The 26,547-nt window shown below is 62.1% G+C and carries 17 protein-coding genes, 1 tRNA gene and 1 pseudogene; 15 read left to right on the top strand and 4 right to left on the bottom strand.

The window, feature by feature from the left end:
- Nucleotides 1–247: 247 nt before the first annotated feature.
- Complete coding sequence (locus tag AC07OP_RS14545; protein ID WP_495102794.1) at nt 248–5,068, top strand: NEL-type E3 ubiquitin ligase domain-containing protein; 4,821 nt, start codon at nt 248–250, stop codon at nt 5,066–5,068.
- 8 nt (nt 5,069–5,076) lie between these two features.
- Here the strand turns inward: AC07OP_RS14545 and mnmC are convergent, their stop codons facing one another.
- Complete coding sequence (gene mnmC, locus AC07OP_RS14540; protein ID WP_495102793.1) at nt 5,077–7,071, bottom strand: bifunctional tRNA (5-methylaminomethyl-2-thiouridine)(34)-methyltransferase MnmC2/FAD-dependent 5-carboxymethylaminomethyl-2-thiouridine(34) oxidoreductase MnmC1; 1,995 nt, start codon at nt 7,069–7,071, stop codon at nt 5,077–5,079.
- Between the two features lie 141 nt (nt 7,072–7,212).
- Here mnmC and pap point away from each other — a divergent pair, with 141 nt between their 5' ends.
- The 3 genes from pap (at nt 7,213) to AC07OP_RS14525 (ending at nt 11,510) form a co-directional block, all read left to right on the top strand.
- The gene (gene pap / locus AC07OP_RS14535; protein WP_115486817.1) at nt 7,213–8,727 is read left to right on the top strand and encodes a polyphosphate:AMP phosphotransferase; all 1,515 of its coding nucleotides are present in this window, start codon (nt 7,213–7,215) and stop codon (nt 8,725–8,727) included.
- A gap of 517 nt (nt 8,728–9,244) precedes the next feature.
- Complete coding sequence (locus tag AC07OP_RS14530; RefSeq protein ID WP_115486818.1) at nt 9,245–10,429, top strand: thiolase family protein; 1,185 nt, start codon at nt 9,245–9,247, stop codon at nt 10,427–10,429.
- Nucleotides 10,430–10,553: 124 nt separating this feature from the next.
- A complete protein-coding gene (locus tag AC07OP_RS14525; RefSeq protein ID WP_115486819.1) occupies nt 10,554–11,510 on the top strand; it encodes a DMT family transporter in 957 nt (318 codons plus the stop codon).
- Here the strand turns inward: AC07OP_RS14525 and AC07OP_RS14520 are convergent.
- Entirely contained in the window at nt 11,507–12,889 is a 1,383-nt protein-coding gene (locus AC07OP_RS14520; protein ID WP_027603957.1) for a class II fumarate hydratase, read from the bottom strand. The two genes, AC07OP_RS14525 and AC07OP_RS14520, sit on opposite strands and share 4 nt — an antisense overlap.
- Nucleotides 12,890–13,081: 192 nt before the next feature.
- Between AC07OP_RS14520 and AC07OP_RS14515 the strand changes: the two genes are divergently transcribed.
- The 7 genes from AC07OP_RS14515 to AC07OP_RS14485 all read left to right on the top strand — a co-directional run bounded on the left by AC07OP_RS14515 (nt 13,082) and on the right by AC07OP_RS14485 (nt 20,780).
- The gene (locus AC07OP_RS14515) at nt 13,082–13,600 is read left to right on the top strand and encodes a DUF2059 domain-containing protein (RefSeq protein ID WP_003236690.1); all 519 of its coding nucleotides are present in this window, start codon (nt 13,082–13,084) and stop codon (nt 13,598–13,600) included.
- Between the two features lie 6 nt (nt 13,601–13,606).
- Complete coding sequence (locus tag AC07OP_RS14510) at nt 13,607–13,903, top strand: BolA family protein (RefSeq protein ID WP_065923917.1); 297 nt, start codon at nt 13,607–13,609, stop codon at nt 13,901–13,903.
- 118 nt (nt 13,904–14,021) lie between these two features.
- Complete coding sequence (trhO, locus tag AC07OP_RS14505) at nt 14,022–14,963, top strand: oxygen-dependent tRNA uridine(34) hydroxylase TrhO (RefSeq protein ID WP_065923916.1); 942 nt, start codon at nt 14,022–14,024, stop codon at nt 14,961–14,963.
- A 36-nt stretch (nt 14,964–14,999) separates the two neighbouring features.
- Nucleotides 15,000–15,602, top strand: coding sequence for a DsbA family protein (locus AC07OP_RS14500; protein ID WP_177414166.1), 603 nt, complete (start codon nt 15,000–15,002; stop codon nt 15,600–15,602).
- Nucleotides 15,595–17,397 carry an ABC transporter ATP-binding protein gene (locus tag AC07OP_RS14495; protein WP_495102792.1) on the top strand — a complete coding sequence of 601 codons (1,803 nt, stop codon included), beginning with the start codon at nt 15,595–15,597 and terminating at the stop codon, nt 17,395–17,397. Before AC07OP_RS14500 ends, AC07OP_RS14495 begins: the two co-directional genes overlap by 8 nt.
- 71 nt (nt 17,398–17,468) lie before the next feature.
- Complete coding sequence (locus AC07OP_RS14490) at nt 17,469–19,931, top strand: EAL domain-containing protein (RefSeq protein WP_495102791.1); 2,463 nt, start codon at nt 17,469–17,471, stop codon at nt 19,929–19,931.
- 78 nt (nt 19,932–20,009) lie between these two features.
- Nucleotides 20,010–20,780, top strand: coding sequence for an iron-containing redox enzyme family protein (locus tag AC07OP_RS14485; RefSeq protein WP_301294687.1), 771 nt, complete (start codon nt 20,010–20,012; stop codon nt 20,778–20,780).
- A gap of 21 nt (nt 20,781–20,801) precedes the next feature.
- Here AC07OP_RS14485 and AC07OP_RS14480 read toward each other — a convergent pair whose 3' ends face one another.
- Nucleotides 20,802–21,728: a GGDEF domain-containing protein gene (locus AC07OP_RS14480; RefSeq protein ID WP_115486824.1), complete on the bottom strand. Its 927-nt coding sequence runs from the start codon at nt 21,726–21,728 to the stop codon at nt 20,802–20,804.
- Nucleotides 21,729–22,010: 282 nt separating this feature from the next.
- Nucleotides 22,011–23,153 (bottom strand): FMN-dependent L-lactate dehydrogenase LldD, encoded by a 1,143-nt coding sequence (gene lldD / locus AC07OP_RS14475; RefSeq protein WP_495102790.1) that lies wholly within the window; start codon nt 23,151–23,153, stop codon nt 22,011–22,013.
- Between the two features lie 100 nt (nt 23,154–23,253).
- On the opposite strand from lldD, the gene AC07OP_RS14470 reads away from it, so the two are divergent.
- The 4 genes and pseudogenes from AC07OP_RS14470 (at nt 23,254) to AC07OP_RS14455 (ending at nt 26,537) form a co-directional block, all read left to right on the top strand.
- Nucleotides 23,254–24,150 (top strand): LysR family transcriptional regulator, encoded by an 897-nt coding sequence (locus AC07OP_RS14470; protein ID WP_141155650.1) that lies wholly within the window; start codon nt 23,254–23,256, stop codon nt 24,148–24,150.
- A 60-nt stretch (nt 24,151–24,210) separates the two neighbouring features.
- Nucleotides 24,211–24,286 (top strand) — tRNA-Asn (locus tag AC07OP_RS14465).
- Nucleotides 24,287–24,408: 122 nt separating this feature from the next.
- Nucleotides 24,409–24,501 (top strand): annotated as a pseudogene (locus AC07OP_RS14460) (ParA family protein); the annotation flags it as partial.
- A 314-nt stretch (nt 24,502–24,815) separates the two neighbouring features.
- Nucleotides 24,816–26,537 (top strand): ShlB/FhaC/HecB family hemolysin secretion/activation protein, encoded by a 1,722-nt coding sequence (locus tag AC07OP_RS14455; RefSeq protein WP_495102789.1) that lies wholly within the window; start codon nt 24,816–24,818, stop codon nt 26,535–26,537.
- Nucleotides 26,538–26,547 lie beyond the last annotated feature (10 nt).

Here is a 26,547-nt window from a genome sequence, read left to right as displayed (position 1 = left end):
CTAGGGACTGACCCGAGGCTATACGCGGAGTTTTAGATCAATAAGTTATATGGCAAACCGCCGCCGCCCATTCGGAACATCCCAGCAGGCTGTGCGGCGTGGGTGAAAGGGGCGGTACTTAAGTCGAGGTGAGATGCAAAAAATCGACGGTTACGAGGGCTGATCCTGCAGCTATTTGAACCCTTTTGCGCGGTCGCAGCGCTTATCGTCTGGCGTCATTGTTCAACGCGATAAAGGAACATTGCGAATGACGCAAACCACTGATTTGACCCAGGCGCTCGCGCCTGTGGCCGGGGACCAATTGATGGCGGCGCTGCTGAATATCACCGGTGACCTGGATAAAGCGCAGGTCTTGCACGACACGCTGCCGGCCTGGTTGGTCAAGGCCGACTCTCACGTACTGCAGGCCATCGAGCAGGCGTACGCCGACAGCGAGCGCCCCCGTGAAACCCTGCATCGGGTGCTGAACCGTCTGCAACCGCTGGATAAATTCTGTGCCGAACGGCTCAGGGCATTCCTGGACGACAAGGGCCATGGGGGCCTGGACATCGAAAACGACACCCTGGAAATCCCCCGGCGCTCGTTCAGCGGTGTCAGCCAGGACCTGGGCGGCCAGATGATCGAGACCGTCAACCTGGAGAAGCACAGCCTGCTGCAAGCGGCCATGCAGAATTTCTCCCAGGCGGCTGCCGAGCCAGGCGGCTCGCCGACTACTGCCGTGGTGCGCATCGGCCCCAGGCGCCGCATTGCGCAAACCCTCAGCGCCCAGGCCTTTATCGGCTACTGCCGCGAGCTGAACCTGGGAGAGGCCTATCAGACCCATGTGCGCGAAGTGTTCAACCTGGTAGCGCCCGACCAGGACTTCAACCCTTCGGTGACGCAGGTCGGCCAATCCCGTTGCGTGGACATGCAGATCGACCTGCACCTGGCCCATGCCAAGGGCGATATCGATGCATCGACCCGCGCGTTGCTGCTGGGCCTGGTCAAGGCGGATATGCCCGCCAGGGACATCCGGCAACTGTGGTTCAACCAGCAGCCGCTGACCTGGCAAGGCCTGAACATCGACGGCGCCTGCCTGTGGGGGGTACTGGTGTTTTCCAGTGCATCGGCCGAAGGGTTCTCCAGCGGCCCGATCGTGGTGTATATGCCCAACGAACCCGTGCGGCCGTGGTACCGCTATGAATCACTGGAGCATTTCAAGCTCTACCTCACCCTCAAGCTTCACGTCAGTACCTATCGCGATTTCTTCAAGGGTTACCTGGACGAGTCCGAGCGGTTCGGTTTTTTCGAGCGTTTTGACCAGGAGAAAATCCTCGTGCGGGTGGCGCCGCTCCCGGTCACGGGTAAGCTGTCGACGTTCTTTTTCAATGCCTGCGTCGGCAAGATCCAGCTGGATGCGCGGGTATTGGCGGTTCCCAATGCCCAGGCCGATGACGACGCGCGTCGCAAGCGTATCCAGGATTACCTGGATGTCGGCTTGACGGTGCTCAACGTCGCCGGGTTCGTGGTACCGGTGGTGGGCCAACTGATGACCGGCGTGGCCGTTGGGCAGTTGCTTGGCGAGGTGTTCGAGGGGGTGGATGACTGGCTGCACCATGACAAGCTCGGCGCCCTCAGGCACTTGACGAACATCGCGGAAAACCTCGCTGCCATGGCGTTGTTCGCTGCGGGTACGAAAGTGGTGGGCCGGCTGTGGCGAACCACGCCGTCGGCGGCGGGGTTCTACGACAGCCTCGAAGCCGTGCGGCTGCCCGACAAGACCACGCGCTTATGGCGCAGTCGTACCGAACCGTATCGCCACACCGTCTCGCTCGAAGGCACAGTGGCCAGCCCCCGTGGGGTCTACCAGCTCAATGGCCAGTCCTATGTGAATGTCGACGGGGCGCTGTATTCGATTGTCTTTGACGCCCGCACCGGGCGCTGGCGAGCCCGGCATCCGCAGCGGGATTCGGCCTATCGGCCGCCCTTGACCCACAACTACCAGAGCGGCTGGCAGTTCTCGTTCGAGCAGGCGGATGAATGGCGCAGCCCTGACTATATCCTGGGGCGGCTGGACCCCAGTCTCAGCGTTTTCCCGGCCGGACACCTGAAGGATATCGCCGCTATTACCGGCTCGACCTTGCCGCGCTTGCAGCAACTGGCCAGGCAGAACCTGCCGCTGCCGGAGCGGCTGCGCGATTGTGCGCTGCGGTTCAAGCTGAACCAGGGGGTTCGCGACCTGATCTGGCAAATGGAGCATCAAGCCCCGCTCAATGCAGCCACCACTCGGGTACAGATGCTGGCCCTGCCGCTGATGGACGGATGGCCCCGTGGGCGTTTTTTCGAACTGCTCGACGACGAGGGCTACCTGCTTGAGCGCCATCCAGATACCGCGCCGTTCGATTACGAGGACTTGAGCATCCACCTCACCACGCAACAACTGCGGAACGGACAGATTCTGCCCACCTTGCTGGCCGCCCTCGACCCCGAGGAAACCGCGCAATTGCTCGGCGGCACCTTCCACGCCGACGAAGCGCAAGCGGCCCTGGCGCGGCGTCTCACCGCCTCGCTCAAGACCACCCATCAGGCGGTCTATGAGCGGCTGCGCATGGATGCCGATTTCATCGATCAGACCGATCACGGCCAGCTCAAGCAGCGCTTGCCGCAATTGCCGATCCGGGTGGCCTGGGAGGTCATGACCCAGGCCTCCACGGCGGAGCGCTGGCACTTGCGCCATACCGGGCGCGTGCCGCTGCGGGTCAGCCAATGGGCCCGGGAAGCCCTGGAAGCGCTGGAGGAAGACGACGCCCTGGCCGGCCTGTACTTGCCGGAGCTGGCCACCGATGCGACACGGCGCGTGGCCACCGGGTTGCTGCAACGGGTTCCGGGCTGGCCCGAGGATCTGTTCTTGCAGGTACGCCGCGAAAGCCTACAGGGCACTGTCCTGGGCCAGGTGGGCCACGCAGACGCTGATATGAGGCGCATCGTGGTGCAGTCGGCCAAGGGTTTTCGCGCCCATGATCAGCAAGGTGGGGCGTTGGGCGCGCTGGCCGGCGGGCCGGAAGGTTTCTACGAGGCGTTGCTCAACAGTTTGTCTGCCGCCCAACTCGACACGCTGCGCCTGACCGCGAGCGGCAGGGCCAGCCAGTTGCGGCATGCATTGATTGGCAAGGCCCAGGACGAACGCAATCGCATCGGCCGTTATTTGTGGCCCGAGCGCGCGATACCCGAGGAGCCGGCCCTGTCGTGTGTGCAAGGCTCGCCGCCTGCGCTGCCTCCACAGCCTGCGGGCTTGATGCGCAAGGCTCGCAAACTCTTTCCGTTATTCGATGACCGGCGCCTGTCGACCTTCCTGCAGGACTTGGGCACCGATCACCTGTCCCGGGCCAAAGCCGTGCGCACCCTTGAGCAGCACTATGAGGCACTGCAGCGGGCGTTGAGGCTGTGGGCCAAGGACAAACCGGCGCAGCCCTACTCGGACATTGCGCTGCAAGACTACCGCCTGGCTCGACACCAGGCCGCACGGGCCATCGAGCGCAGTTGGCAATATGCGTCGCTGGCGCCGGATGAATACCATCAGCAAGTGCCGAGCCTGTCCCTGGACGGCATGGCCATCGGGGCATTGCCGACCTTGCCGGCGCACGTGCAGTTCGAGCATGTCCGGCAATTGTCATTGAAACGCATGGGACTCAACGATGACGTTGCGTATTTCCTCAAGCACTTCAAGGGGCTGCGCAGCCTGGCGTTGAACGGTAACCGGCTGACGCGGCTGCCGGAAGTGCTCCAGCACATGCCGTTGCTCAGGCAGCTGTACATGGCCGATAACCAACTGCAACTGACCGAGTACACCCGCACCAAACTTGCGGACCTGAAGAGCCTGGTCGTGCTCGACCTGAGCAACAATCCCCTGGTGGACCCGCCCGTCGTCAATAAGATGTTCGAGTTGCGCAACCTGATGCTGCGCAACTGCCGGTTGACCAGTCTGCCCACCGGCTTTACCCGCGTTCCGTACCTGGAGCAACTCGACCTGCGGGACAATGACATCGCCAGTTTGCCGGCATGGTTGTTCAATGCGCCGCGTGAGCGCACCGAAGTCATCAACGTGCGGCATAACCCTCTGGACGCCAGCACTCGTCAGGCCTTGAACCGTTACCGGGACACTATCGGCGTGGGCATGGGCTTCGTGGAGGATGACATTGCGCGACTCAACGAGCAGACCGCCCGGGAGCTGTGGCTGGGCGATGAATACGCGACACACTTCGCCGAAAAGGCCGAGACCTGGCTGGGGCTCAAGGACGAACCCGGCTCCGACGGCCTGTTCAAATTATTGGCCGGCCTGGGCGGAGCCGCCGACACCACCCACGTGCGCGAGGACATGAACCGCCGCATCTGGCGCGTGCTGGAGGCGGCCGCTGCCGATACCCGACTGCGTGCCGAGGTCTTCGAGCGCGCGGCCACGCCGTTGAACTGTGATGACGCCGCTGCCGTGAGCTTCAGTAACCTGGAGGTGCTGGTTGAAATCCACGAGGCCTCGCAGCGGGTGGAGGGCGGCAGGGTCACGGCCAAGCCGCTGCTCAGGTTGGCGAGGGGCTTGTTTCGTCTCGACCGCCTGGAGTCCATGGCCAGCCGACACAGCGCCGAGCATCCGATGCTCGATCCGCTGGAGGTCAGCCTGGCTTATCGCACCGGGCTGGTGGAGCGCTTTCATTTGCCCGGGCAGCCCCGGCATATGCGCTTTGCCAGCCTGGCCGGGGTGACCGAGCACATGCTGGAGGTTGCCGAAGCGCAGTTGAAAGAGGCCGAGCTTTCCCCGCAACTGCTGAACTATATGGTGAAGCTGCCATTCTGGAGCAGTTACCTGAGGCGCACCCATGGCGGTTCGTTTGACACCCTGACCCAGCCTTTTGGCGATCGCATGGAGGCGGTGTGGGCGCAAAGGGAAACCTTGGGTGACGCTGACTATCACACCCAGATGGGCGCGATCCAGAGCGCGCGGGAAAGCGCCGAACTCGTCGAACTCAAACGCCTCACCCAGGAGGCGTTGAGGCTCGATGAGCTGGGCACCTGCCAATTGCCACCGGCAGGTTGAAGCGCGGCCTACGGGGCCGTTTTTGCAGCGTTGCTGCGAATCAACCCGCGCACTGCAAAGCGATTCGGGTGACAGGCCTCGGCCACGCTGCGGGGCAGGGGCAGCGGTTCGTTGTCCAGCCATGCCGCCAGCAACTCGCCGGACAGCGGCGCGGTGATCAGGCCCCGGGAGCCGTGGCCGCTGTTGATGTACAGGCCGTCCAGCCACGGGCAGGCGGCCTGCGGCGTGTGGCGGGCGTCTTTGCGCAGCGCGTCGTAGGCCTGGGCGAACGCCAGGCTGTCGGCCAGCGGCCCGACAATCGGCAAGTAGTCCGGGCTGGTGCAGCGGAAGGCGGCGCGGCCTTCCAGGGTCTCTGCGGCAAGGTCGGCGGCGTGCAGGCGCTGGGCCAGGTCCGGGGAAATCTCCTGCAGCAGCTCAAGGTTACCGGCGTGCTCGGCGGCGGTAGGGGTGAGGTCATCGTTGTTGAAATCAAAGCTGGCCCCCAGGGTGTGTTCGCCCAGGCGAGCCGGCGCCACGTAGCCCTCGGCACACACCACCGTGGCCAGGGCCTGGCTGGCGGCGGTCTGGGGCAGCCGGGTGATCTGCCCGCGAATCCGCTTGAGGGGCAACTCGGCGCCGGCGGCAAACCGTTTGACCTCAGCCGCCCCGGCCAGTACCACCACGGGGGCGCTGGCCAGCAGCCGATCACCGTCCCAGGCCTGCCAGTGGCCGTCGACTTTGCGCAGGTCCAGCACCTCATGATGGGCCAGCACCTCGATACCTGGCTGGCGCGCCTGCCATTGGCACAGCGCGGGGGGATGTACCCAGCCGCCTTCGGGGAAAAACAGCCCGCCCTGTTCCAGGCCCACCCCGGCGCGAGCCTGGGCTTGAGCCTTGTCCAGCAGATGCAATAACTGCGGTGCGAATGCCTGGGCCAGTTGCGCCTGGCGTTCGGCCTCCTTGGCATTAAAGGCCAGTTGCAGCACGCCGCAGCCGTCCCACTCCACGCCGCGTTGCAGGTGCTCCAGCAGGCGCCGGGTGTACCCGAACCCGCTGACGATCATCTGCGACAACGCCGTGCCGTGTGCCGACAGCTTGAGATAAAGCACCCCTTGCGGATTGCCGGAGGCCTCCTGGGCGAGGCCGCCATGGCGCTCCAACAGGCTGACCTGCCAACCCCGCGCCGCCAGGCTGGCCGCACTGGCGCAGCCGGCCAGGCCGCCGCCGATCACCAGGGCACAGCGCTCGCCATTGGGCATCGAGGGGCGGGCGAACCAGGGCTTGGCGGCGGCCGGTGCCGGGGTCTCGGCCGGCCAGCCGAGAAACTCCCCGCGCAGGATTTCCCACTTGTGGCCGATGCCCGGCGTACGCTTCATCTTGAAGCCGGCGGCGTTGATCAGCCGGCGCACCCAGCCGGTGCTGGTGAAGGTGCTGATAGTCGAACCCGGGGCCGCCAGGCGTGCCAGCTCGGCAAACAGTTCGGCGCTCCACATCTCGGGGTTTTTCGCCGGGGCGAAGCCGTCGAGAAACCACGCGTCGATCTGCGCATCCAGTTGCGGTAACTGTTCCAGGGCATCGCCGATCAGCAGCGTGAGGGTGACGCGGCCGTTGTCCAGCACCAGGCGCTGGAAGCCTTGGTGGATGGCGATGTAGTGCGCCAGCAATTGCTCGGCGAACGGCGCCAGCTCCGGCCAGAGGGCGAGGGCGCGTTGCAGGTCGGCGTGGCTCAGGGGGTACTTTTCCACGCTGACAAAATGCAGGCGCGCCCCGGCCACGGCGTGTTGCTCGAACAACTGCCAGGCGCAGAGGAAATTCAGGCCGGTGCCGAAGCCGGTTTCGCCAATCACCAGACGCCCGCCCGCTGGCAGTGCGGCAAAGCGCTCCTGCAAGCGGTTCTGTTGCAGGAACACATAGCGGGTTTCGTCCAGGCCCGATTGGTCGGAGAAATACACGTCGTCGAACACCCGCGAGTGCGGGCGACCTTGATCATCCCAGTCGAGCTGGGCGTGGGTTACGGGGTTCATGGGCGGCTCGGTAAAGGCAAGGCGGCCATTCTAGCCGATCAACAGGCTTTGAATTGACCCACGGCAAGCCCCGGTGGAATTTCCTCCCGCGCGTTGTTGCCCAATCCGCTAGTCTTGCTCACTTCTGGAACGGAGCCGCCCATGTTCGAATCTGCCGAAATCGGTCACGCCATCGACAAAGACACCTTTGAGGCCGAAGTGCCCGCCCTGCGCGAGGCCTTGCTGGAGGTGCAGTACGAGTTGCAACAGCAAAAGCGCTTCCCGGTGATCATCCTGATCAACGGCATCGAAGGCGCCGGTAAAGGTGAGACGGTCAAACTGCTGAATGAATGGATGGACCCGCGCCTGATCGAGGTGCGCACCTTCGACCAGCAGACCGACGAAGAACTGGCCCGCCCCCCGGCCTGGCGCTACTGGCGCCAACTGCCTGCCAAAGGCCGCATGGGCATTTTTTTCGGCAACTGGTACAGCCAGATGCTGCAAGGCCGGGTGCACGGCGAGATCAAGGATGCGCGGCTCGACCAGGCCATCGCCGGCGCCGAGCGCCTGGAGAAGATGCTCTGCGATGAAGGCGCGCTGATCTTCAAGTTCTGGTTCCACCTGTCCAAGAAGCAAATGAAGGCACGGCTCAAGGCCCTGGCCGACGACCCGTTGCACAGTTGGCGCATCAGCCCGCTGGACTGGCAGCAGTCCGAGACCTACGACAAGTTCGTGCATTTCGGCGAGCGCATCCTGCGTCGCACCAGCCGCGATTACGCACCCTGGCATGTGATTGAAGGCGTCGACGCCAACTACCGCAGCCTCACCGTGGGCAAGATCCTGCTCGAAGGCCTGCAGAACGCCCTGAAGCTGCCCAAGGGCAAGGCCAGCGGCATGAACCCGGCACCGTTGCCCTCGGCCATCGACCAGATGAGCCTGCTCAACAGCCTCGACATGACCTTGAGCCTGGACAAGGACGATTACGAAGAACAGCTGATTACCGAGCAGGCGCGCTTCTCCGGCCTGATGCGCGACAAACGCATGCGCAAGCACGCGCTGGTGACGGTCTTCGAAGGTAACGACGCGGCGGGCAAGGGCGGGGCGATCCGGCGGGTGGCGGCCGCGCTCGACCCGCGCCAGTACCACATCGTGCCGATTGCCGCGCCCACCGAGGATGAACGCGCCCAGCCGTACCTGTGGCGGTTCTGGCAGAAGATCCCGGCGCGGGGCAAGTTCACCGTGTTCGACCGCTCGTGGTACGGCCGCGTGCTGGTGGAGCGTATCGAGGGCTTCTGCACCACGGCCGACTGGATGCGCGCCTATGGCGAGATCAATGACTTCGAAGAGCAACTGCGCGACGCCGGTGTGATTGTGGTCAAGTTCTGGCTGGCCATCGACAAGCAGACCCAACTGGAACGCTTCCAGGCCCGCGAGGAAATCCCCTTCAAGCGCTTCAAGATCACCGAAGACGACTGGCGCAACCGCGAAAAATGGGACGACTACCGCGCCGCCGTGGGCGATATGGTCGACCGCACCAGCACCGAGGTTTCGCCGTGGACGCTGGTGGAGGCCAACGACAAGCGCTGGGCGCGGGTCAAGGTGTTGCGCACCCTCAACCTGGCCTTGGAGGAAGCGTTCGCCAAGTCCGACAAGCACGACAAGAAGAAAAAGAAATAACCACTGGCCTGGTGTTGTTCAGGATGCCGCCCTCTGTGGCGAGCGGGGCTGTGGTGGTGAGCAGGCCTGTTGTGGCAAACGGGCTTGTTGTGGTGAGTGGGCCTGTTGTAGTGAGCGGGCCTGTTGTGGCAAGCAGGCTTGTTGTGGTGAGCGGGCTTGCCCCGCGCTGGGCTGCGAAGCGGCCCTGATCAAGGCGCCGCGTTATTTCAGGCAGACCTTATTGGCTGGTTTTGGGGCCGCTTCGCGCCCCAGCGCGGGGCAAGCCCGCTCACCACAACAAGCCTGCTTGCCACAACAGGCCCACTCACCACAACAAGCCCACTCACCACAACAGGCCTGCTGACTACAACAAGCCTGCTCACCACAACCGGCCCGCTTGCCACAACAGGCCTGCCCAGCCACAGGTTTATGTCCGTCACCATGCTTTTGTATACGCCGGGTGAATGATCGTCGCGGTGGGGCAGGCCTGGATCTATCCTCGATCCATCTCTCCACAACGACAAGATCGAGGTAGCCCATGCGTGAAGTAGTGATCGTCGACAGCGTGCGAACCGGCTTGGCCAAATCCTTTCGCGGCAAGTTCAACCAGACCCGCCCGGATGACATGGCGGCCCATTGCGTCAACGCACTGCTGACCCGCAACGGCATCGACCCGGCCAGCGTCGAGGATTGCATTGTCGGCGCCGGTTCCAATGAAGGCGCCCAGGGCTACAACATCGGGCGTAACGTGGCCGTGCTGTCGCAATTGGGCACCGGTACGGCGGGCATGACCCTCAATCGGTTCTGCTCGTCGGGCTTGCAGGCGATTGCGATTGCGGCCAACCAGATCGCGTCGGGTTGCAGCGACATCATCGTCGCCGGCGGCGTCGAGTCCATCAGCCTGACCATGAAAAGCGTCAACACCGATAACCTGATCAACCCGCTGCTCAAGGAGCAGGTGCCGGGCATCTACTTTCCCATGGGCCAGACCGCCGAAATCGTCGCCCGCCGCTACAACGTGAGCCGCGAAGAGCAGGACCTCTACGCCCTGCAAAGCCAGCAACGCACCGCCCAGGCCCAGGCGGAGGGCTTGTTTGATGATGAAATCGTGCCGATGGCGGTCAAGTACAAGGTCGAGGACAAGAACACCGGTGCCGTGCAGATCCTCGACGGCGTGGTTGATCGCGATGACTGCAACCGTCCGGACACCACGTTGGCCAGCCTGTCTGGGTTGAAGCCCGTATTTGCCGAAGACGGCTCGGTGACGGCAGGTAACTCCTCGCAACTCTCCGACGGTGCCTCGATGACCCTGGTGATGAGCCTGGAAAAAGCCCTGGCACTGGGGCTCAAGCCCAAGGCGTTTTTTCGCGGTTTCACCGTGGCCGGTTGCGAGCCGGATGAGATGGGTATCGGCCCGGTGTTCTCGGTGCCCAAGCTGCTCAAGGCGCGGGGCTTGCAGGTGGCGGACATCGACCTGTGGGAACTCAACGAGGCCTTTGCGTCGCAGTGCCTGTATGCGCGCAATCGCCTGGGCATCGATAACGCCAGGTACAACGTCAACGGCGGCTCGATTTCCATCGGCCACCCGTTCGGCATGACCGGCTCGCGGCAAGTGGGACACCTGGTGCGTGAGCTGCAACGACGCAATGTGCGTTATGGCATCGTCACCATGTGCGTGGGCGGCGGCATGGGCGCCACCGGACTGTTCGAAGCCGTGCGCTGATAAGTGTGGGAGGGGCGGTGCGACGATTCGACTTGCCCCTCCCACATTTGAACGGCGGCGTATCCCAATTCGCTCACTTCCCCCTAGAATGCCCGCTCCACTTCCTCTGGCTTCTGGGGCACTCATGCACATTTCTTCCGGCCGCTGGGTCTACGGTTTTCTCCTGACCCTGCTGACCGCGCTGCTCTGGGGCATTCTGCCGATCAAACTCAAGCAAGTGTTGCAGGTCATGGACCCGATCACGGTCACCTGGTTTCGCCTGATGGTGGCCGGCAGTTGCCTGTTCGTGTACCTCGCCGCGACCAGGCGCCTGCCCAGCCGTAAAGTGCTCGGCCCCAGGGGCGGCTGGCTGGTGGCGATGGCGGTGTGCGGCCTGGTGGGCAACTACGTGTTGTACCTGGTGGGCCTGAAACTGCTCAGCCCCGGCACCGCGCAACTGGTGGTGCAGATGGGCCCGATCTTCCTGATGATCGCCAGCGTGTTTGTGTTCAAGGAACGTTTCAGCGTCGGGCAGTGTGTGGGCCTGGTGGTGCTGATCATCGGCTTCGGGCTGTTCTTCAACCAACGCCTGGAAGAGTTGTTGACGTCCCTTGGCGCCTACACCGCCGGCGTGCTGACCATCCTGCTGGCGACTTCGGTCTGGGTGTTCTATGCCCTGGGCCAGAAGCAGTTGCTGACCGTGTGGAATTCGCTGCAAGTGATGATGGTGATCTACCTGTCGTGCGCCGTGCTGCTGACGCCGTGGGCGCATCCGCTGGAGGCCCTGCAACTGAGCCCGCTGCAAGGCTGGCTGTTGCTGGCGTGCTGCATGAACACCCTGGTGGCCTATGGCGCATTTGCCGAAGCCCTGGCCCACTGGGAAGCCTCGCGGGTGAGCGCGACCCTGGCCCTGACGCCGTTGGTGACCTTTGTCGCGGTGGCGTTGGCGGCGTGGCTGTGGCCGGACTATGTGCAGGCCGAAGAGATCAATGCCCTGGGCTATTTCGGCGCGTTGGTGGTGGTGCTGGGGTCGGCGGCGGTGGCGCTGGCGCCGTCGTTGCTCGCCGGGCTCAAGGCCCGGCGGCTACGCATGGCGTCCTAGGCACCCAGCATGTTTTCCGGGCGTACCCACTGGTCGAACTCTGCGTCGGTGAGGTAGCCCAGGTCCAACGCCGCTTCCCGAAGGGTCAAGCCTTCGGCGTAGGCCTTCTTGGCGATCTCTGCCGATTTGTCATAGCCGATGTGCGGGTTGAGCGCCGTGACCAGCATCAGCCCGCGCTCCAGGTGCTCGGCCATTTTTCCTGCGTCGGGTTCGAGGCCGGCGATGCAGTGCTCCTGGAAGTTATTGCAGCCATCGGCCAGCAGGCGGATCGATTCCAGCAGGTTGTGGATGATCACCGGCTTGTACACGTTCAACTGCAAATGCCCCTGGCTCGCCGCGATGCCGATGGTCACGTCATTGCCCAGCACCTGGCAGGCCAGCATCGACAGCGCCTCGCACTGGGTCGGGTTGACCTTGCCGGGCATGATCGAGCTGCCGGGCTCGTTGGCCGGCAGTTTCACCTCCGCAAGGCCGGCACGCGGGCCGGAGCCCAGCAGGCGCAGGTCGTTGGCGATTTTCATCAGGGCCACGGCCAGGGTTTTCAGGGCGCCGTGCAGGGTCACGATCGGTTCATGGCCGGCCAATGCGGCGAATTTGTTCGGCGCGGTGACGAAGGGCAGGCCCGACAAGGCGGCCAATTCCGAAGCAATCGCCTCGCTGAAGCCATGGGGTGCATTGAGCCCGGTGCCCACCGCCGTGCCACCTTGGGCCAGCTCGCATACCTGGGGCAGGGCGCTACGGATCGCCCGTTCGGCGTAGTCGAGTTGGGCGATAAACGCCGAGAGTTCCTGGCCGAAGGTGATCGGCGTGGCGTCCATCATGTGGGTGCGGCCCGTCTTCACCAGCTTTGCATGCCGCGCCGACAGTTCCGCGAGGCCGCCGGACAGCGTATTGATCGCCGGCAACAACTGCTGGTGCACCGCTTGCACCGCCGCAATGCTCATGGCGGTAGGGAAGCAGTCGTTGGAGCTTTGGGAGCGGTTCACATGATCGTTGGGGTGCACCGGGCTCTTGCCGCCACGGGGCTTGCCCGACAGCTCGTTGGCGCGGCCGGCGATGACCTCGTTGGCGTTCATGTTGCTCTGGGTGCCGCTGCCGGTTTGCCAGACGACCAGGGGGAACTGGTCATCATGTTGGCCATCGAGCACTTCGTCGGCGGCCTGTTCGATCAGGCGGGCAATGTCGGCGGGCAGGTCACCGTTGCGGTCGTTGACCCGGGCGGCGGCCTTCTTGATCAGGGCCAGTGCGTGCAGTACCGCGAGGGGCATGCGCTGCTCGCCGATGGCGAAATTCACCAGCGAACGTTGGGTCTGGGCGCCCCAGTAAGCGTCATCCGGGACTTCCACGTCTCCCAGGCTGTCGGTTTCGATACGGCTCATCGGGCACTCTCCTTCAGGTTCGTTTGCGCAGTTTAGGCCCTGATCGGCCTGGGGGGTTCCCTAAAAGACTTTTCATCGGATTCATTCACTGCAATCCGCGCCCGGTAAGGCCCGGGGTTGAGCCGCAGCGTTTTTTAGGCGCAGAATGGGCGCCCTTGGGGTCTTACCTCGCCTGCTAGAAAAGGAAACTCGATGACTCGTCTTCGTGCCATCTGTACCGCGGTTGCTCTGGTTTGCGCCAGCGGCCAGGTTTTTGCCGATACCGCCAGCCACAACGCCAGTGCCGAAGCCTTCCTTACCCTGGCCCATGCCGACAAGCTGGGTACCCCGGTGTACATGCAAGTGCAGCAAATGTTCGCCCAGCGTTTCGAACAGACCAAGGCGCCTGCCGCCAAGCAGTCCGTACTGGACAGCTACCAGGCCAAGGCCAACGCCGCCCTGGACCAGGCCATCGGCTGGCCGAAGCTGAAGCCGGACATGGTCAAGCTCTACACCACCAACTTCAGCGAATCCGAGCTCAAGGACCTGGTTGCCTTCTACCAGTCGCCACTGGGCAAGAAAGTCCTGGAAAAAATGCCGCAACTGACCCAGCAATCGGCCCAGATGACCCAGGCCAAGCTGGAAAGCGCCGTGCCGGTAGTCAACAAGCTGTTGGAAGACATGACCAACGAGCTGACGCCAAAAGCTGCCGCACCGGCCAAGAAGAAGTAAGCAGGAATGACCATGCAACAGCGTATCGAAACGGCGCTCGCCGCCCTGGCCCCGGAGCACTTGAGCGTGCTGGATGAAAGCCATATGCACAGCCGTGGGTTGCAGACCCACTTCAAGGCCGTGCTGGTCAGCCAGCAGTTCGAGGGGCTTAACCGCGTCAAGCGCCACCAGAAGGTCTACGCCACCCTGGGTGACCTGATGAGCGAATTTCATGCGCTGGCGCTGCATACCTACACGCCCGAAGAATGGGCGAAAATCGACGCAGCCCCGGCCTCGCCGACCTGCGCCGGCGGGCATAGCTGATACGCGGGTGTCTCTGACACCCTGCATTTGTTAGAATCCGCAGCGCGCCGCTCAGCCGGCGCGTTTTTTTTGCATCCGGTTCACCCCTTACGAGGGTAGCCACCTGGAGAGAACACCCATGACTCAACCGATTGTCGTGGCGGCACTGTATAAGTTCGTCACCCTCGAAGATTACGTCGCCCTGCGCGAGCCACTGCTGCAGGCGATGGTCGACAACGGCATCAAAGGCACCTTGCTGATCGCCGAAGAAGGCATCAACGGCACGGTTTCCGGCAGCCGCGAAGGCATTGATGGCCTGATGGCCTGGCTGAAGAACGACCCGCGCATGGACGACATCGACCATAAAGAGTCGTACTGCGATGAGCAGCCGTTCTACCGCACCAAGGTCAAGCTCAAGAAAGAGATCGTGACCCTGGGCGTCGAAGGCGTCGACCCGAACAAGAAAGTCGGCACCTATGTCGACCCGCAGGACTGGAACGCGCTGATCAGCGACCCCGAAGTGCTGTTGATCGACACCCGCAACGACTACGAAGTGTCGATCGGCACCTTCGAAGGCGCAATCGACCCGAAAACCACCAGTTTTCGCGAATTTCCCGACTATATCAAAGCCAACTTCGACCCGGCCAAGCACAAGAAGGTCGCCATGTTCTGCACCGGCGGCATTCGTTGCGAGAAGGCGTCGAGCTACATGCTCAGCGAAGGTTTCGATGAGGTCTACCACCTCAAGGGCGGCATTCTGAAGTACCTCGAAGAGGTGCCGCAGGCAGAAACCAAATGGCAGGGCGACTGCTTTGTGTTCGACAATCGTGTCACTGTGCGCCACGACCTGAGCGAAGGCGACTACGATCAATGTCATGCCTGCCGCACACCGGTGAGCGCCTCCGACCGCGCATCCGAACACTATGTGGCTGGCATCAGCTGCCCCCATTGCTGGGATAAGCTGCCGGAGAAAACCCGTCGCAGCGCGATCGACCGGCAAAAGCAGATTGAGCTGGCCAAGGCCCGCAATATGCCGCACCCGATTGGCTTCAACTACAAGCAAACCCCTTCCGAGGCCTGACCCATGCCCGCGCGCCTGCTCTATGTGATGGACCCGATGTGTTCCTGGTGCTGGGGCTTTGCCCCGGTGGCGCAGGCGCTGGTCGAGCAGGCCCAGGCGGCCGGCGTGGACGTGCACCTGGTGGTGGGCGGCTTGCGCACCGGCAGCGGCGCGGCACTGGAACCGACCACGCGGCGCTACATCCTCGAGCACTGGCAGGCGGTCACCGACGCCACCGGCCAGCCGTTCAAGCGCGATGGCGCGTTGCCTGATGGCTTTGTCTATGACACCGAGCCTGCCTGCCGTGCCATCGTCACCGCGCGCAGCCTGGCGCCGGATTGCGCGTGGAAGCTGTTGGGGCTGATCCAGCACGCGTTTTATGTCGAAGGCCGCGACGTGACCCTCGCCAGCGTGCTGGTGGAACTGGCTGAAAAGGCAGGCATCCCGCGCATCGAGTTTGCCGGCGCATTCGACCGTGCCGAGCAGCATGCCGCGACCGCCGCTGACTTCACCTGGGTCCAGGACCTGGGGATCGCCGGCTTTCCGACCTTGCTCGCCGAGCGTAACGGCCAGTTGGCGTTGCTGACCAACGGCTACCAGCCGCTGTCCGAGCTGTCACCGTTGTTGGGGCGATGGCTGGAGCGAGCGACCTGTGCATGACCAGTCACCCCGTTCCGACCGACTGACCTGGGCGGAAATTCGCCGCCTGGCCCTGCGGCACAAGAAGTCCCTGTGGATCGCCAATGGCGTCGCCGTGCTGGCGACCTTGTGCAGCGTGCCGATTCCCTTGCTGTTGCCGTTGCTGGTGGATGAAGTGCTGTTGGGACACGGCGATGCCGCGCTCAAGGTGATGAACCACGCACTGCCCCTGGGTTGGCAGAAGGCGGCCGGCTATATCGGCCTGATGCTGCTGGTGACGCTGTTTCTGCGTTGTGGCGCGCTGCTGTTCAACGTGGTGCAGGCGCGGTTGTTTGCGCGCTTGGCCAAGGACATCGTGTACCGCATCCGCGTGCGCCTGATCGAGCGGCTCAAGCGCATCTCCCTGGGCGAGTACGAAAGCCTGGGCAGCGGGACCGTCACCACCCACCTGGTCACCGACCTGGATACGCTGGACAAGTTTGTCGGTGAAACCCTCAGCCGTTTCCTGGTGGCCATGCTGACCCTGGTGGGTACCTCGGCGATCCTGGTGTGGATGCATTGGCAGCTGGCGCTGCTGATCCTGCTGTTCAACCCGTTGGTGATCTACGCCACGGTGCAGTTGGGCAAGCGCGTCAAGCACCTGAAGAAGCTGGAAAACGACAGCACCTCGCGTTTTACCCAGGCCCTGACCGAAACCCTGGATGCCATCCAGGAAGTACGCGCCGGCAACCGCCAGGGCTTTTTCCTCGGGCGCCTCGGCCAGCGGGCCCAGGAAGTGCGTGACTACGCCATTCACTCGCAATGGAAAACCGACGCTTCGAGCCGCGCCAGTGGGTTGCTGTTCCAGTTCGGTATCGACATCTTCCGTGCGGCGGCGATGCTCACCGTGCTGTTTTCCGACCTGTCCATCGGCCAGATGCTCGCGGTGTTCAGCTACCTGTGGTTCATGATCGGCCCGGTGGAGCAACTGCTCAACCTGCAATACGCCTACTACGCGGCAGGCGGGGCGCTGACGCGGATCAACGAACTGCTGGCGCGTGCCGATGAGCCGCAATATGCCGGTGGTGCTGATCCGTTCACCGGGCACGACACCGTGGGCATCGAAGTGCGCGGCCTGGACTTCGGCTACGGCGAAGAGCTGGTACTCGACCAGTTGAACCTGGCCATCGCGCCCGGTGAGAAGGTGGCAATCGTCGGTGCCAGTGGCGGTGGCAAAAGCACCCTGGTGCAACTGTTGCTCGGGCTCTACACGCCCCAGGCGGGCAGTATCCGGTTTGGCGGTGCCACCCAGCAGGAGATTGGCCTGGAGACGCTTCGCGAGCATGTTGCGGTGGTGCTGCAACACCCGGCGCTGTTCAACGATACCGTGCGCGCCAACTTGACCATGGGCCGTGAACGCAGTGACCAGGCGTGCTGGCAGGCGCTGGAAATCGCCCAGCTGGAGGCGACGGTCAAGGCCTTGCCCCAGGGCCTGGACAGTGTGGTCGGGCGTTCCGGCGTACGCTTTTCCGGGGGCCAGCGCCAGCGCCTGGCGATTGCGCGCATGGTCCTGGCAGAACCCAAGGTGGTGATACTCGACGAAGCAACTTCGGCCCTGGACGCCGCCACCGAATACAACCTGCACCAGGCGCTGGCGCGGTTCCTCAGTGGCCGTACTACACTGATCATCGCCCACCGTCTGTCGGCGGTGAAACAAGCTGATCGAGTGTTAGTGTTTGACGGTGGTCATATTGCTGAGGATGGCGATCATCAGCAATTGATCGCCGATGGCGGTCTTTACGCCAAACTCTATGGGCACTTGCAGCAAATACGTTGATTTAGCCTAGGCTGTGCTATCGGAAGTGGGTGTTTGCGTGCGTTTCCAGCAGTGCATATGCAAGGGACTTCATGAAGCAAAAGCGGACTTTCGGAACGCCTCGGCTATTGGGCATTGTCTGGCCCTTTATCGCCGTCGTGCTGTTCCAGGCATTGTTGGGTTGCGTCAGTCTCTACGTGCTTTCAGCGGTGCGTGGTTATGTGGGCGGCGAGAGCCTGTGGTCCAAGGGCCAGAAGGACGCGATCTATTACCTGACGCTTTATGCCGATAACCGCGCCGAAACCACCTATCTCAAATATCAGCAGGCCATTGCCGTGCCTCAGGGTGGCCATGAGTTGCGCATTGCCCTGGACCGTCCCAGTCCTGACCTGGCCGCAGCGCGCCTGGGCATCCTCAAGGGCGGCAACCACCCGGACGATGTGTCCAGCCTGATCTGGCTGTACCTGAATTTTCGGCATTTCAGCTACCTGGAAAAAGCCATTGAGCTGTGGACCGTAGGCGATGGCTACCTGGTTGAGTTGGACGAGCTGGCCCGCGAGATGCACCGAGCGATCAATGCCGACGAGCAGGTCAACCCCAATGAAGTCCGGCAGTGGAAAGCCCGTATCACCGCGATCAATGAGGGCGTGACCCCCGCCGCCAAAGCCTTCAGCGACGCTTTGGGCGAAGGCTCGCGGATGATTCTGCGGTTGCTGCTGATCACCAACCTGGCGACGGCCCTGGGCCTGATTGTGCTGGCGCTGTTGCGTACCCATAAGCTACTGGCCCAGCGTCATGCGTTCGCCAATGCCCTGCAGGCCGAGAAGGAGCGTGCGCAGATCACCCTGGAGTCGATTGGCGACGGGGTAATCACCACCACTGTGGACGGGACCATTACCTATATGAACCCGGCAGCCGAGGCGATGACTCACTGGAACTCGGCGCAGGCCCAAGGCCTGCCCCTGGCGGCACTGTTCAACCTGCTCGATGACAATGCGCAGCCGGATGGTTTTACCCTGATCGAACACATCGTCAAGGGCCGGTTCAAGGGCGGCAGCGAGCATTCGAAAACCATCCAGCGCCTGGACGGCAGCACGGTCTCCGTCACCCTGGTGGGAGCGCCGATCCTCAGCGGCGGCCAGGTCAGCGGTGCCGTGCTGGTCCTGCACGACATGACCCAGGAGCGTCAGTACATCGCCAACCTGTCGTGGCAGGCCACGCACGACGCCTTGACCGGCCTGGCCAACCGTCGCGAGTTCGAGTACCGCCTTGAGCAGGTGCTGCACAGGGCAGGGCAGCCCCAGGGCGGGCGACATGCATTGATGTTCCTCGACCTCGACCAGTTCAAGCTGGTCAACGACACCTGCGGCCATGCGGCGGGCGACGAGTTGCTACGGCATATCTGCGCGCTGCTGCAATCGGATTTGCGCGAAGGTGACACCCTGGCGCGCCTGGGGGGCGATGAATTCGGCATCCTGCTGGAGAACTGCCCGGCGGCGGTGGCGGAAAAAGTCGCCGAGAGCCTGCGCCACACCGTGCAAAGCCTGCATTTTGTGTGGAAGGGGCGGCCGTTCATGACCACCGTGAGCATCGGCCTGGTGCAGATCTCCCAAACCCCGACCACCCTGGAAACCTCGTTGCGCGCCGCCGACATGGCCTGCTACATGGCCAAGGAAAAAGGCCGCAACCGAGTGCAGGTGTACCACGCCGATGACTCGGAGCTGTCCCTGCGCTTTGGCGAGATGGCCTGGGTGCAGCGTTTGCACATGGCGCTGGAGGAGAACCGGTTTTGCCTGTACGCCCAGGAAATCTCGCCCTTGGGAAGTGTCGACGGCGGCAGTGGGCATATTGAAATCCTGCTGCGCCTGCACGACGAGGCGGGTCGGATCATCCTGCCGGACAGTTTTATCCCGGCAGCCGAGCGTTACGGCTTGATAACCTCCCTGGACCGTTGGGTGGTGGAGAACGTATTCAGGATCATTGCCCGTTGCATGCACGAGCACCCGGGCCGGCCTATGGCGATGTGTGCGATCAATCTGTCAGGCATTACGATTGGCGACGATGATTTCCTCGGTTTTTTACGTGAGAAATTCGAGGCTTACCGCATTCCGCCAGAAATGATTTGTTTTGAAATAACTGAAACAAGCGCTATTGCGAACCTGGGCAGTGCCATTCGCTTTATTAACGAACTCAAAGCCTTAGGTTGCTTCTTTTCCCTCGATGACTTCTGCGCCGGAATGTCCTCATTCGCGTATCTGAAACATTTACCTGTAGACTTCCTGAAGATCGATGGAAGTTTCGTAAAGGATATGCTGGACGACCCGATTAACCGCGCGATGGTCGAAGTGATCAACCACATCGGCCATGTCATGGGAAAGCGCACAATTGCCGAATTTGTTGAAACACCGCAGATCGAGCAGGCTTTGCTCGACATCGGTGTGGATTACGCTCAGGGCTACCTGATTGAACGACCGCAATTGTTTACCTTTGATAGCTTGCGTCGACCCGTGCGGCCGCAGCCTCTGTTATTCAGGGCGCCCGGCACATTCCGCTGAAACATTCGCCGGTCTGTAAATCACACTTAAAAAGGAGCCTTAATAGTGATCGACACATTCAGCAGAACCGGCCCGCTTATGGAAGCCTCAAGTTACCCCGCCTGGGCTCAGCAATTGATCCAGGACTGCAGCGAGAGCAAGCGCCGGGTTGTCGAACACGAACTGTACCAACGCATGCGTGACAACACGCTCAGCGCCAAGACCATGCGTCACTACCTGATCGGTGGCTGGCCCGTGGTGGAACAGTTTGCCTTGTACATGGCACAGAACCTCACCAAGACCAAGTTTGCCCGCCATCCAGGAGAAGACATGGCGCGCCGCTGGCTGATGCGCAATATCCGTGTGGAGCTGAACCACGCGGACTATTGGGTGCATTGGGCGCGCGCCCATGGCGTCAGCCTTGAAGAGCTGCAGGCCCAGAACGTGCCGCCGGAGTTGCATGCGCTGAGCCACTGGTGCTGGCACACCAGCTCGTCCGATTCGTTGATCGTGGCCGTTGCCGCGACCAACTATGCGATCGAGGGCGCGACGGGGGAGTGGTCGGCGGTGGTATGTTCCACCGGTGTGTATGCGGCAGCCTTTCCCGAGGAAGACCGCAAGCGTGCGATGAAGTGGCTGAAGATGCACGCCCAGTACGACGACGCCCATCCTTGGGAAGCCCTGGAAATCATCTGCACCCTGGCCGGGATGAACCCGACCAGGGAACTGCAGGCAGAGCTGCGCCAGGCCGTGTGCAAGAGCTACGACTACATGTACCTGTTCCTGGAAAGTTGCATGCGCCTGGAGAAAGACAAACCCGCGAGCGCTGCCGTGCGCGAGCGCCCTTTGCGCGTCGCCAGCGAAGCGTGATGTAACGGGGATGGCGGGGTTTTACCCCGCCATTGCCAGGCGATTGCGGCCTTCGCGCTTGGCCACGTACAAGGCGCTGTCGGCGCGACGCAACAGGCTCTCGGCCGACTCGGCGGCCAGCAAGGTCGAACAACCGAGGCTCACCGTCAATTCGATCCGTGTCCCGTCCGCCCAATAATCCTGGGCCTGTGCCGCCTGGCGCAGGCGTTCACCGACCATGGCCGCTGCATCCCGGCTGGTGTTGGACAGCAGGATCAGAAACTCTTCCCCGCCAAACCGAAACACCATGTCCACGTTACGCAACTGGCTCTTGATCGCCCCGGCGACGGCGCGCAATACGTTATCGCCGGCTGCATGGCCGTGGGTGTCGTTGATGATCTTGAAGTGGTCGATGTCCAGCATCAGCAAGGACAGCGGGTTCAAGTGCCGGCGCGCCATGTCGATTTCCCGTTGCAGGGTCTGGTCCATGGCAATGCGGTTGCCCGTTTCGGTCAACGGGTCGCGCAAGGCGCTGCGGGTGGCGGCGCGGTAGAGCAGGGCGTTGCGCATCGGGTAGAGCAGGGTCGACAGCAGTGATTCGAGCTGGCCCAGTTCCTCTTCCAGCAGGCGCTGGTTGCGGCGAAAGATCAGCTCGCCGAGGTGCTCGCCTTCGTGGCTCAGGCTGTAGCTCACCGAATGATGGCCGCGGTGGCCGAACTCCAGGCGCAGGTCGCTGGTTTCGTGGCGATATTGCAGGGCGTCCAGGGGGACCAGGCGTTGGATTTCACGGAAAAACACCGCGAGGATACGCTGTGGTTCCAGGCTGGTCTGCAATTGCATCCCCAGCTGCTGGCGAAGTTGTGCGACGGTCGTCGGGCGTCGAGGTACGAGTGATGGCTGACCAAAGCCCAGGCGTTGCAATTTGGCACTGTCGAAGTCAACTGCGTTGGTCTGGGTTGGTGTTTTCATAAGCAAACGGCCTCTAAGCACTTAGCTGTCTTACAGGCTGGATGAGAGTGGCGAATGCCAGGCGTCTTACCGTTCCTTCAGTTCCGTAAAACATTGGAAACAGTTTAGACCGCTTTACCAGGGGTTATAACCCCTGGGCACTGCCGCACGTCTTGTCATCGCTTGACCTGCTTGGAAGGTGTTAGAGCGAGATTCGTGCCATTTCGTTTAAATAAATAAAAGTCCTTACAAATCAAGGACCGTTTTTACAGTAAAAAAACGGTCCTTCAGTACTGACGTCAGTTATTTGGCTGATTGCACCAGCGTGTTGTGGTCAATCTGGTCAATGGACGTGACCCCTGTCAGCGTCATGGCCACGCGCATCTCCTTGGCGAAGATCTCCAGCAGGTTCTCTACCCCGTGCTGCCCATCGGCGGCCAGTGCATAGGCGGTGGCGCGTCCGAGCAGGCACGCCTTGGCGCCCAGGGCGAGCATGCGCACCACATCCAGCCCGGAACGAATGCCGGAGTCCACCAGCACCGTCAGGTCATCGCCCACGACATCGGCAATCGGTGGCAAGGCCTTGGCGGTGGACAGCACGCCGTCCAACTGACGGCCGCCATGGTTGGAAACCACGATGCCATCGGCGCCGAAACTCACTGCGTCCTTGGCATCCTGAGGATCGAGGATGCCCTTGATAATCATCGGGCCTTTCCAGAAGTCGCGGATCCACTCCAGGTCTTTCCAACTGATGGAGGGGTCGAAGTTATTGGCCAGCCAGCCGATGTAATCTTCCAGGTGAGTGGGTTTGCCGAGGTACCTGGAGATATTGCCCAGGTCGTGGGGGCGGCCCATGAGCCCTACGTCGAACGCCCATTGCGGCTTGGTGACGGCCTGCAACATGCGCCGCTGCGCCGCGAACGGCCCGGACATGCCCGAGTGGGCATCGCGGTAGCGCGCTCCCGGTGTGGGCATGTCCACGGTGAACACCAGGGTGGTAACCCCCGCCGCCTGGGCCCGCTCCAGGGCATTGCGCATAAAGCCCCGGTCCTTGAGCACATACAGCTGGAACCAGATTGACTGCGGGCTCTGCGACGCCACTTCTTCAATCGAACACACCGACACCGTCGACAGGCAGAAGGGGATGCCCTTGTTCGCCGCCGCCTTTGCCGCCTGTACTTCGCCGCGCCGCGCATACATGCCGGTCAAGCCGACAGGGCTGAGGATGACCGGCATGTCCAGGGCCTGGCCGAACAGCGTGGTCTTGAGGCTTAGGCTATCGACATTGCGCAGCACGCGTTGGCGCAGGCTGATCTCGGCCAGGTCCGAGCTGTTCGCGCGCATCGTGTGCTCGGCGTAGGCACCGCCGTCGATGTAGTCGAACAGGAAGCGCGGCAGCTTGCGTTTGGCCGCTGCGCGGTAGTCGGAGGCGGACGAGATGATCATTAAGCGTGTCTCCACAAGGCTGGGCGGGTCAGGATAGGCAACTATCTGTCATGATAAAAACAACTTTTATCGCTAGATACCAGTCGCTAAAGGAATACCCATGAACTTGAGAACGTTGCGCACGTTCGTCGAAGTGGTGCGCCAGGGCGGATTCTCCCAGGCCGCCGACGTGGTGGCCTTGACCCAATCCACGGTGAGCAAGGCGGTCAAGACCCTGGAGGAAGAGCTTGGCATGCCGCTGCTCGACCGCCTCGGCCACCGCAATGAACTCACCGCCGCGGGTGAAATCACCTACCGTCGCGCCCTGGTGCTGCTCGCCGAACACCATGACCTGGTCGCCGAGATCAACGACCTGCGCGGCCTTAAGCGCGGCGTGTTGCGCATCGGCCTGCCACCGGTGGGGTGTGGGGTGTTGTTCGCGACGATGTTTGCCACCTATCGCAGTCGTTACCCGGACATCGACATCGAACTCACCGAATACGGCAGCAAAAGATTGCGCGAGTGCCTGGAAGCGGGGGAGGTCGACCTCGCTGCGTTGCTGCTGCCGGTGGATGCAGGCTTCGATTATCAGCCCGTGCGCAACGAACCGCTGATGGCCGTGCTGCCCAGAAGCCATGCCCTGGCCCAGCGTCAACGCATCGACTTCGCCGACCTGGCGGATTCGCCGTTCATCCTGTTCGAAGCCGGCTTCGCCCTGAACGCCAAGATCCTCGCCGCCTGCGAGCGCAAAGGCGTGATACCCCGCGTGGCGGCGCGCAGCGGGCAGATCGACTTCATCGTCGACCTGGTCGCCGCCGGCCTCGGCGTCGCCTTCCTGCCCCGCATGCTGGCGCACAAGCATCAACACGCAGGCATCGCCCTGATCCCCCTCGACGAACCCCACACCGACTGGCACATCGCCCTGGCCTGGCGCGCCAGCGCCCACCTGCCCCCCGCCGTGCGCGCCTGGCTCGACCTGGCCAAGGAGCAGCAGCTTTCAACCGGTCATCCGGATTAATCGTCCAGGTACTCAGGGAAAGCTTGACTTCTCCTTTTCAATCAGTAACATACGGCGCATTCCGCGATAGCTCAGTTGGTAGAGCAAATGACTGTTAATCATTGGGTCCCTGGTTCGAGTCCAGGTCGTGGAGCCAGATAGGGAAAAGCCTGCAGCGATGCAGGCTTTTTTTTGCCTTGGATTTTTCCGGGGTGATCAAAGCGCACAGCGTGGCCAGCATGAATGCATCTCAAATCCTACGATTCAGAGGTAAATATCATGAAAGTCACTGCGGTCGTTTCAACCAAAGGCGGGCCGGGTAAAACCACGGTTGGCGTCAATCTGGGCGCATTCTGCGCCGATGATGGGGTATACCTAACTGGCGCACTCCTCTAAAAAAGGCAATCAGACAGTAGCATCACGATTGAGCGGTTTTCTGCCATGAAAAAACTGTCGGCTATGCCAAAGGCGCGAACTTACCTCCTACTTGCTTTGCCAGGTACCGACCTGGATTAGATATTTGCGATTTCTGTTAACTAATTGATGTTAAAGGCCTTAATTTTTCAGACTACAGGTGATCGTGTGTCACCACTGAAACAAAGTTGTACATTTAATTGACGCCACTAAAACGCCACCATAAGATCGCCGCCAATTGATGGCACAAAGCCATGTAGAGGGATCTAGAAATGTGGCGTTCGGCACACCGGACCAGGCTCAGTCTGCTGTCCGCTTTTTTTTGCCTGGGCTTTGCTGGGACAGCTCAAGGCGCTACCCCGCAGAACACGCCGGGCGTTACTGACCTGATCCGTGACCGCCAGGATCGCCTGCTCGAAGAGCAACAACGCCGCCTCGAAGAGCTCAAGGACCTGCCCGGCAAAGCTGCTACGCCTACCAAGCCGACAGCGCCCGTCGACACGCGCTGCTTTACGATCAAAACCATCGAACTTGCCGGCGCCGATGCCCTGTCCGGAGGCGAGCGCGCCAGTCTGATCAAACCCTATATTGGCCAATGCCTTGGCGTGCCCCAACTCAATGAACTGCTCAAGGTCATCACCGACCGCTATCTGGCCAAAGGCTTGGTCACCAGCCGCGCGTACTTGCCACAACAAGACCTCTCCAGCGGCGTCCTCAAAATCCAAGTCGTCGAGGGCAAGCTGGAAAGCTTGAAGGGCGCTGAAGGCAGCGGCATTACCGATCGACAATTGGCCATGAGCTTTCCGGGCAAGACGGGCGAGTTGCTTAACCTGCGCGAGATCGAGCAGATGGTCGACCAACTGAACCGTCTGCCATCGAACCAGGCGCAGATGGAATTGGCCCCTGGCAAAGAAGTAGGCGGCAGCGATGTGCTGGTCAAGAACACCCTGCAGAAACCCTGGCGCGTCGGCCTGTCTCGTCACAATGGCGGCCAGCGCAGCACCGGTGAACAGCAATGGGGCGCCAGCCTGGATTGGGACAATCCGCTGGGCCTGGCGGATCAATTGTCGCTGCGCGGTGGTCATGATGCAGTCAGCGACCACCAGAAAACCTCACGCAATTCGATGCTCAATTACAGCCTGCCCTTTGGCTGGTGGAACCTCAATTACAGCTACAGCGAAACCGAATACCGCTCGCTGGCCCAAGCCAATAATTTCAACTTCAAACAGTCCGGAGACAGTCAGAGCCATCAACTGCGCCTGGAGCGGGTAATCCATCGCGACGCCCTGAGCAAAACCTCACTCAGCACCGGCGTGGCCTACCTGCGCACCAACAACTTCATCGAAGACAGCAAGCTCGCGTTGAGCAGTAACCGCCTCAGCGAAGCCCAGTTCGGCATCAATCATGGACGACGTATCGGCGGCTCATTCCTCAACATCGACCTGGGTATGCAGGACGGCATTGGCGCGTTCGACGCCCAGGCCAATCACAACCCGCGCCCCGGCCAGGCCGATGCACGCTACCGCAAATACACCGCGACCGTGAGCTACCTGTACCCCTTCAAACTATGGGGCGAGTCATTCAGTTTCAGCAGCCTGATGACCGGCCAGCGCAGTGAAGACGTGCTGTTCAGCCCACAGCGCATGAGCCTGGGCGGGCAGTCGTCGATTCGCGGTTACAAGGATCAAAGCCTGGCCGGCGACAGCGGCGGCTACTGGCGCAACGACCTGCGCTGGAGCCGCCCGGTGACCATCGCGTGGTTGCAGCCGGTATTCAATGAATACGGCACCAGCCTTGGTTATGACCAAGGCGTGATCAGCCATGGCCGCTACAACGCCGAACAGCACGGACGCATGAGCAGCAACTCCGTGGAGTTGTTCGCGCGTGGCCAGAACGTCGCCGCCTCGGTGACCTTTGCACACTCTTTGGAACGCCCGGGGCCGATCACTGAACGTGAAGCGCCGGTTTATTTCCGTATGGATTTCTTTCTTTAAATTGTTTACC

It is taken from the genome of Pseudomonas sp. GW821-FHT09D08, assembly GCF_059416305.1.
The sequence above is the reverse complement of the archived record's forward strand: the minus strand, read 5'-3'. Positions and strand labels throughout refer to the sequence as shown.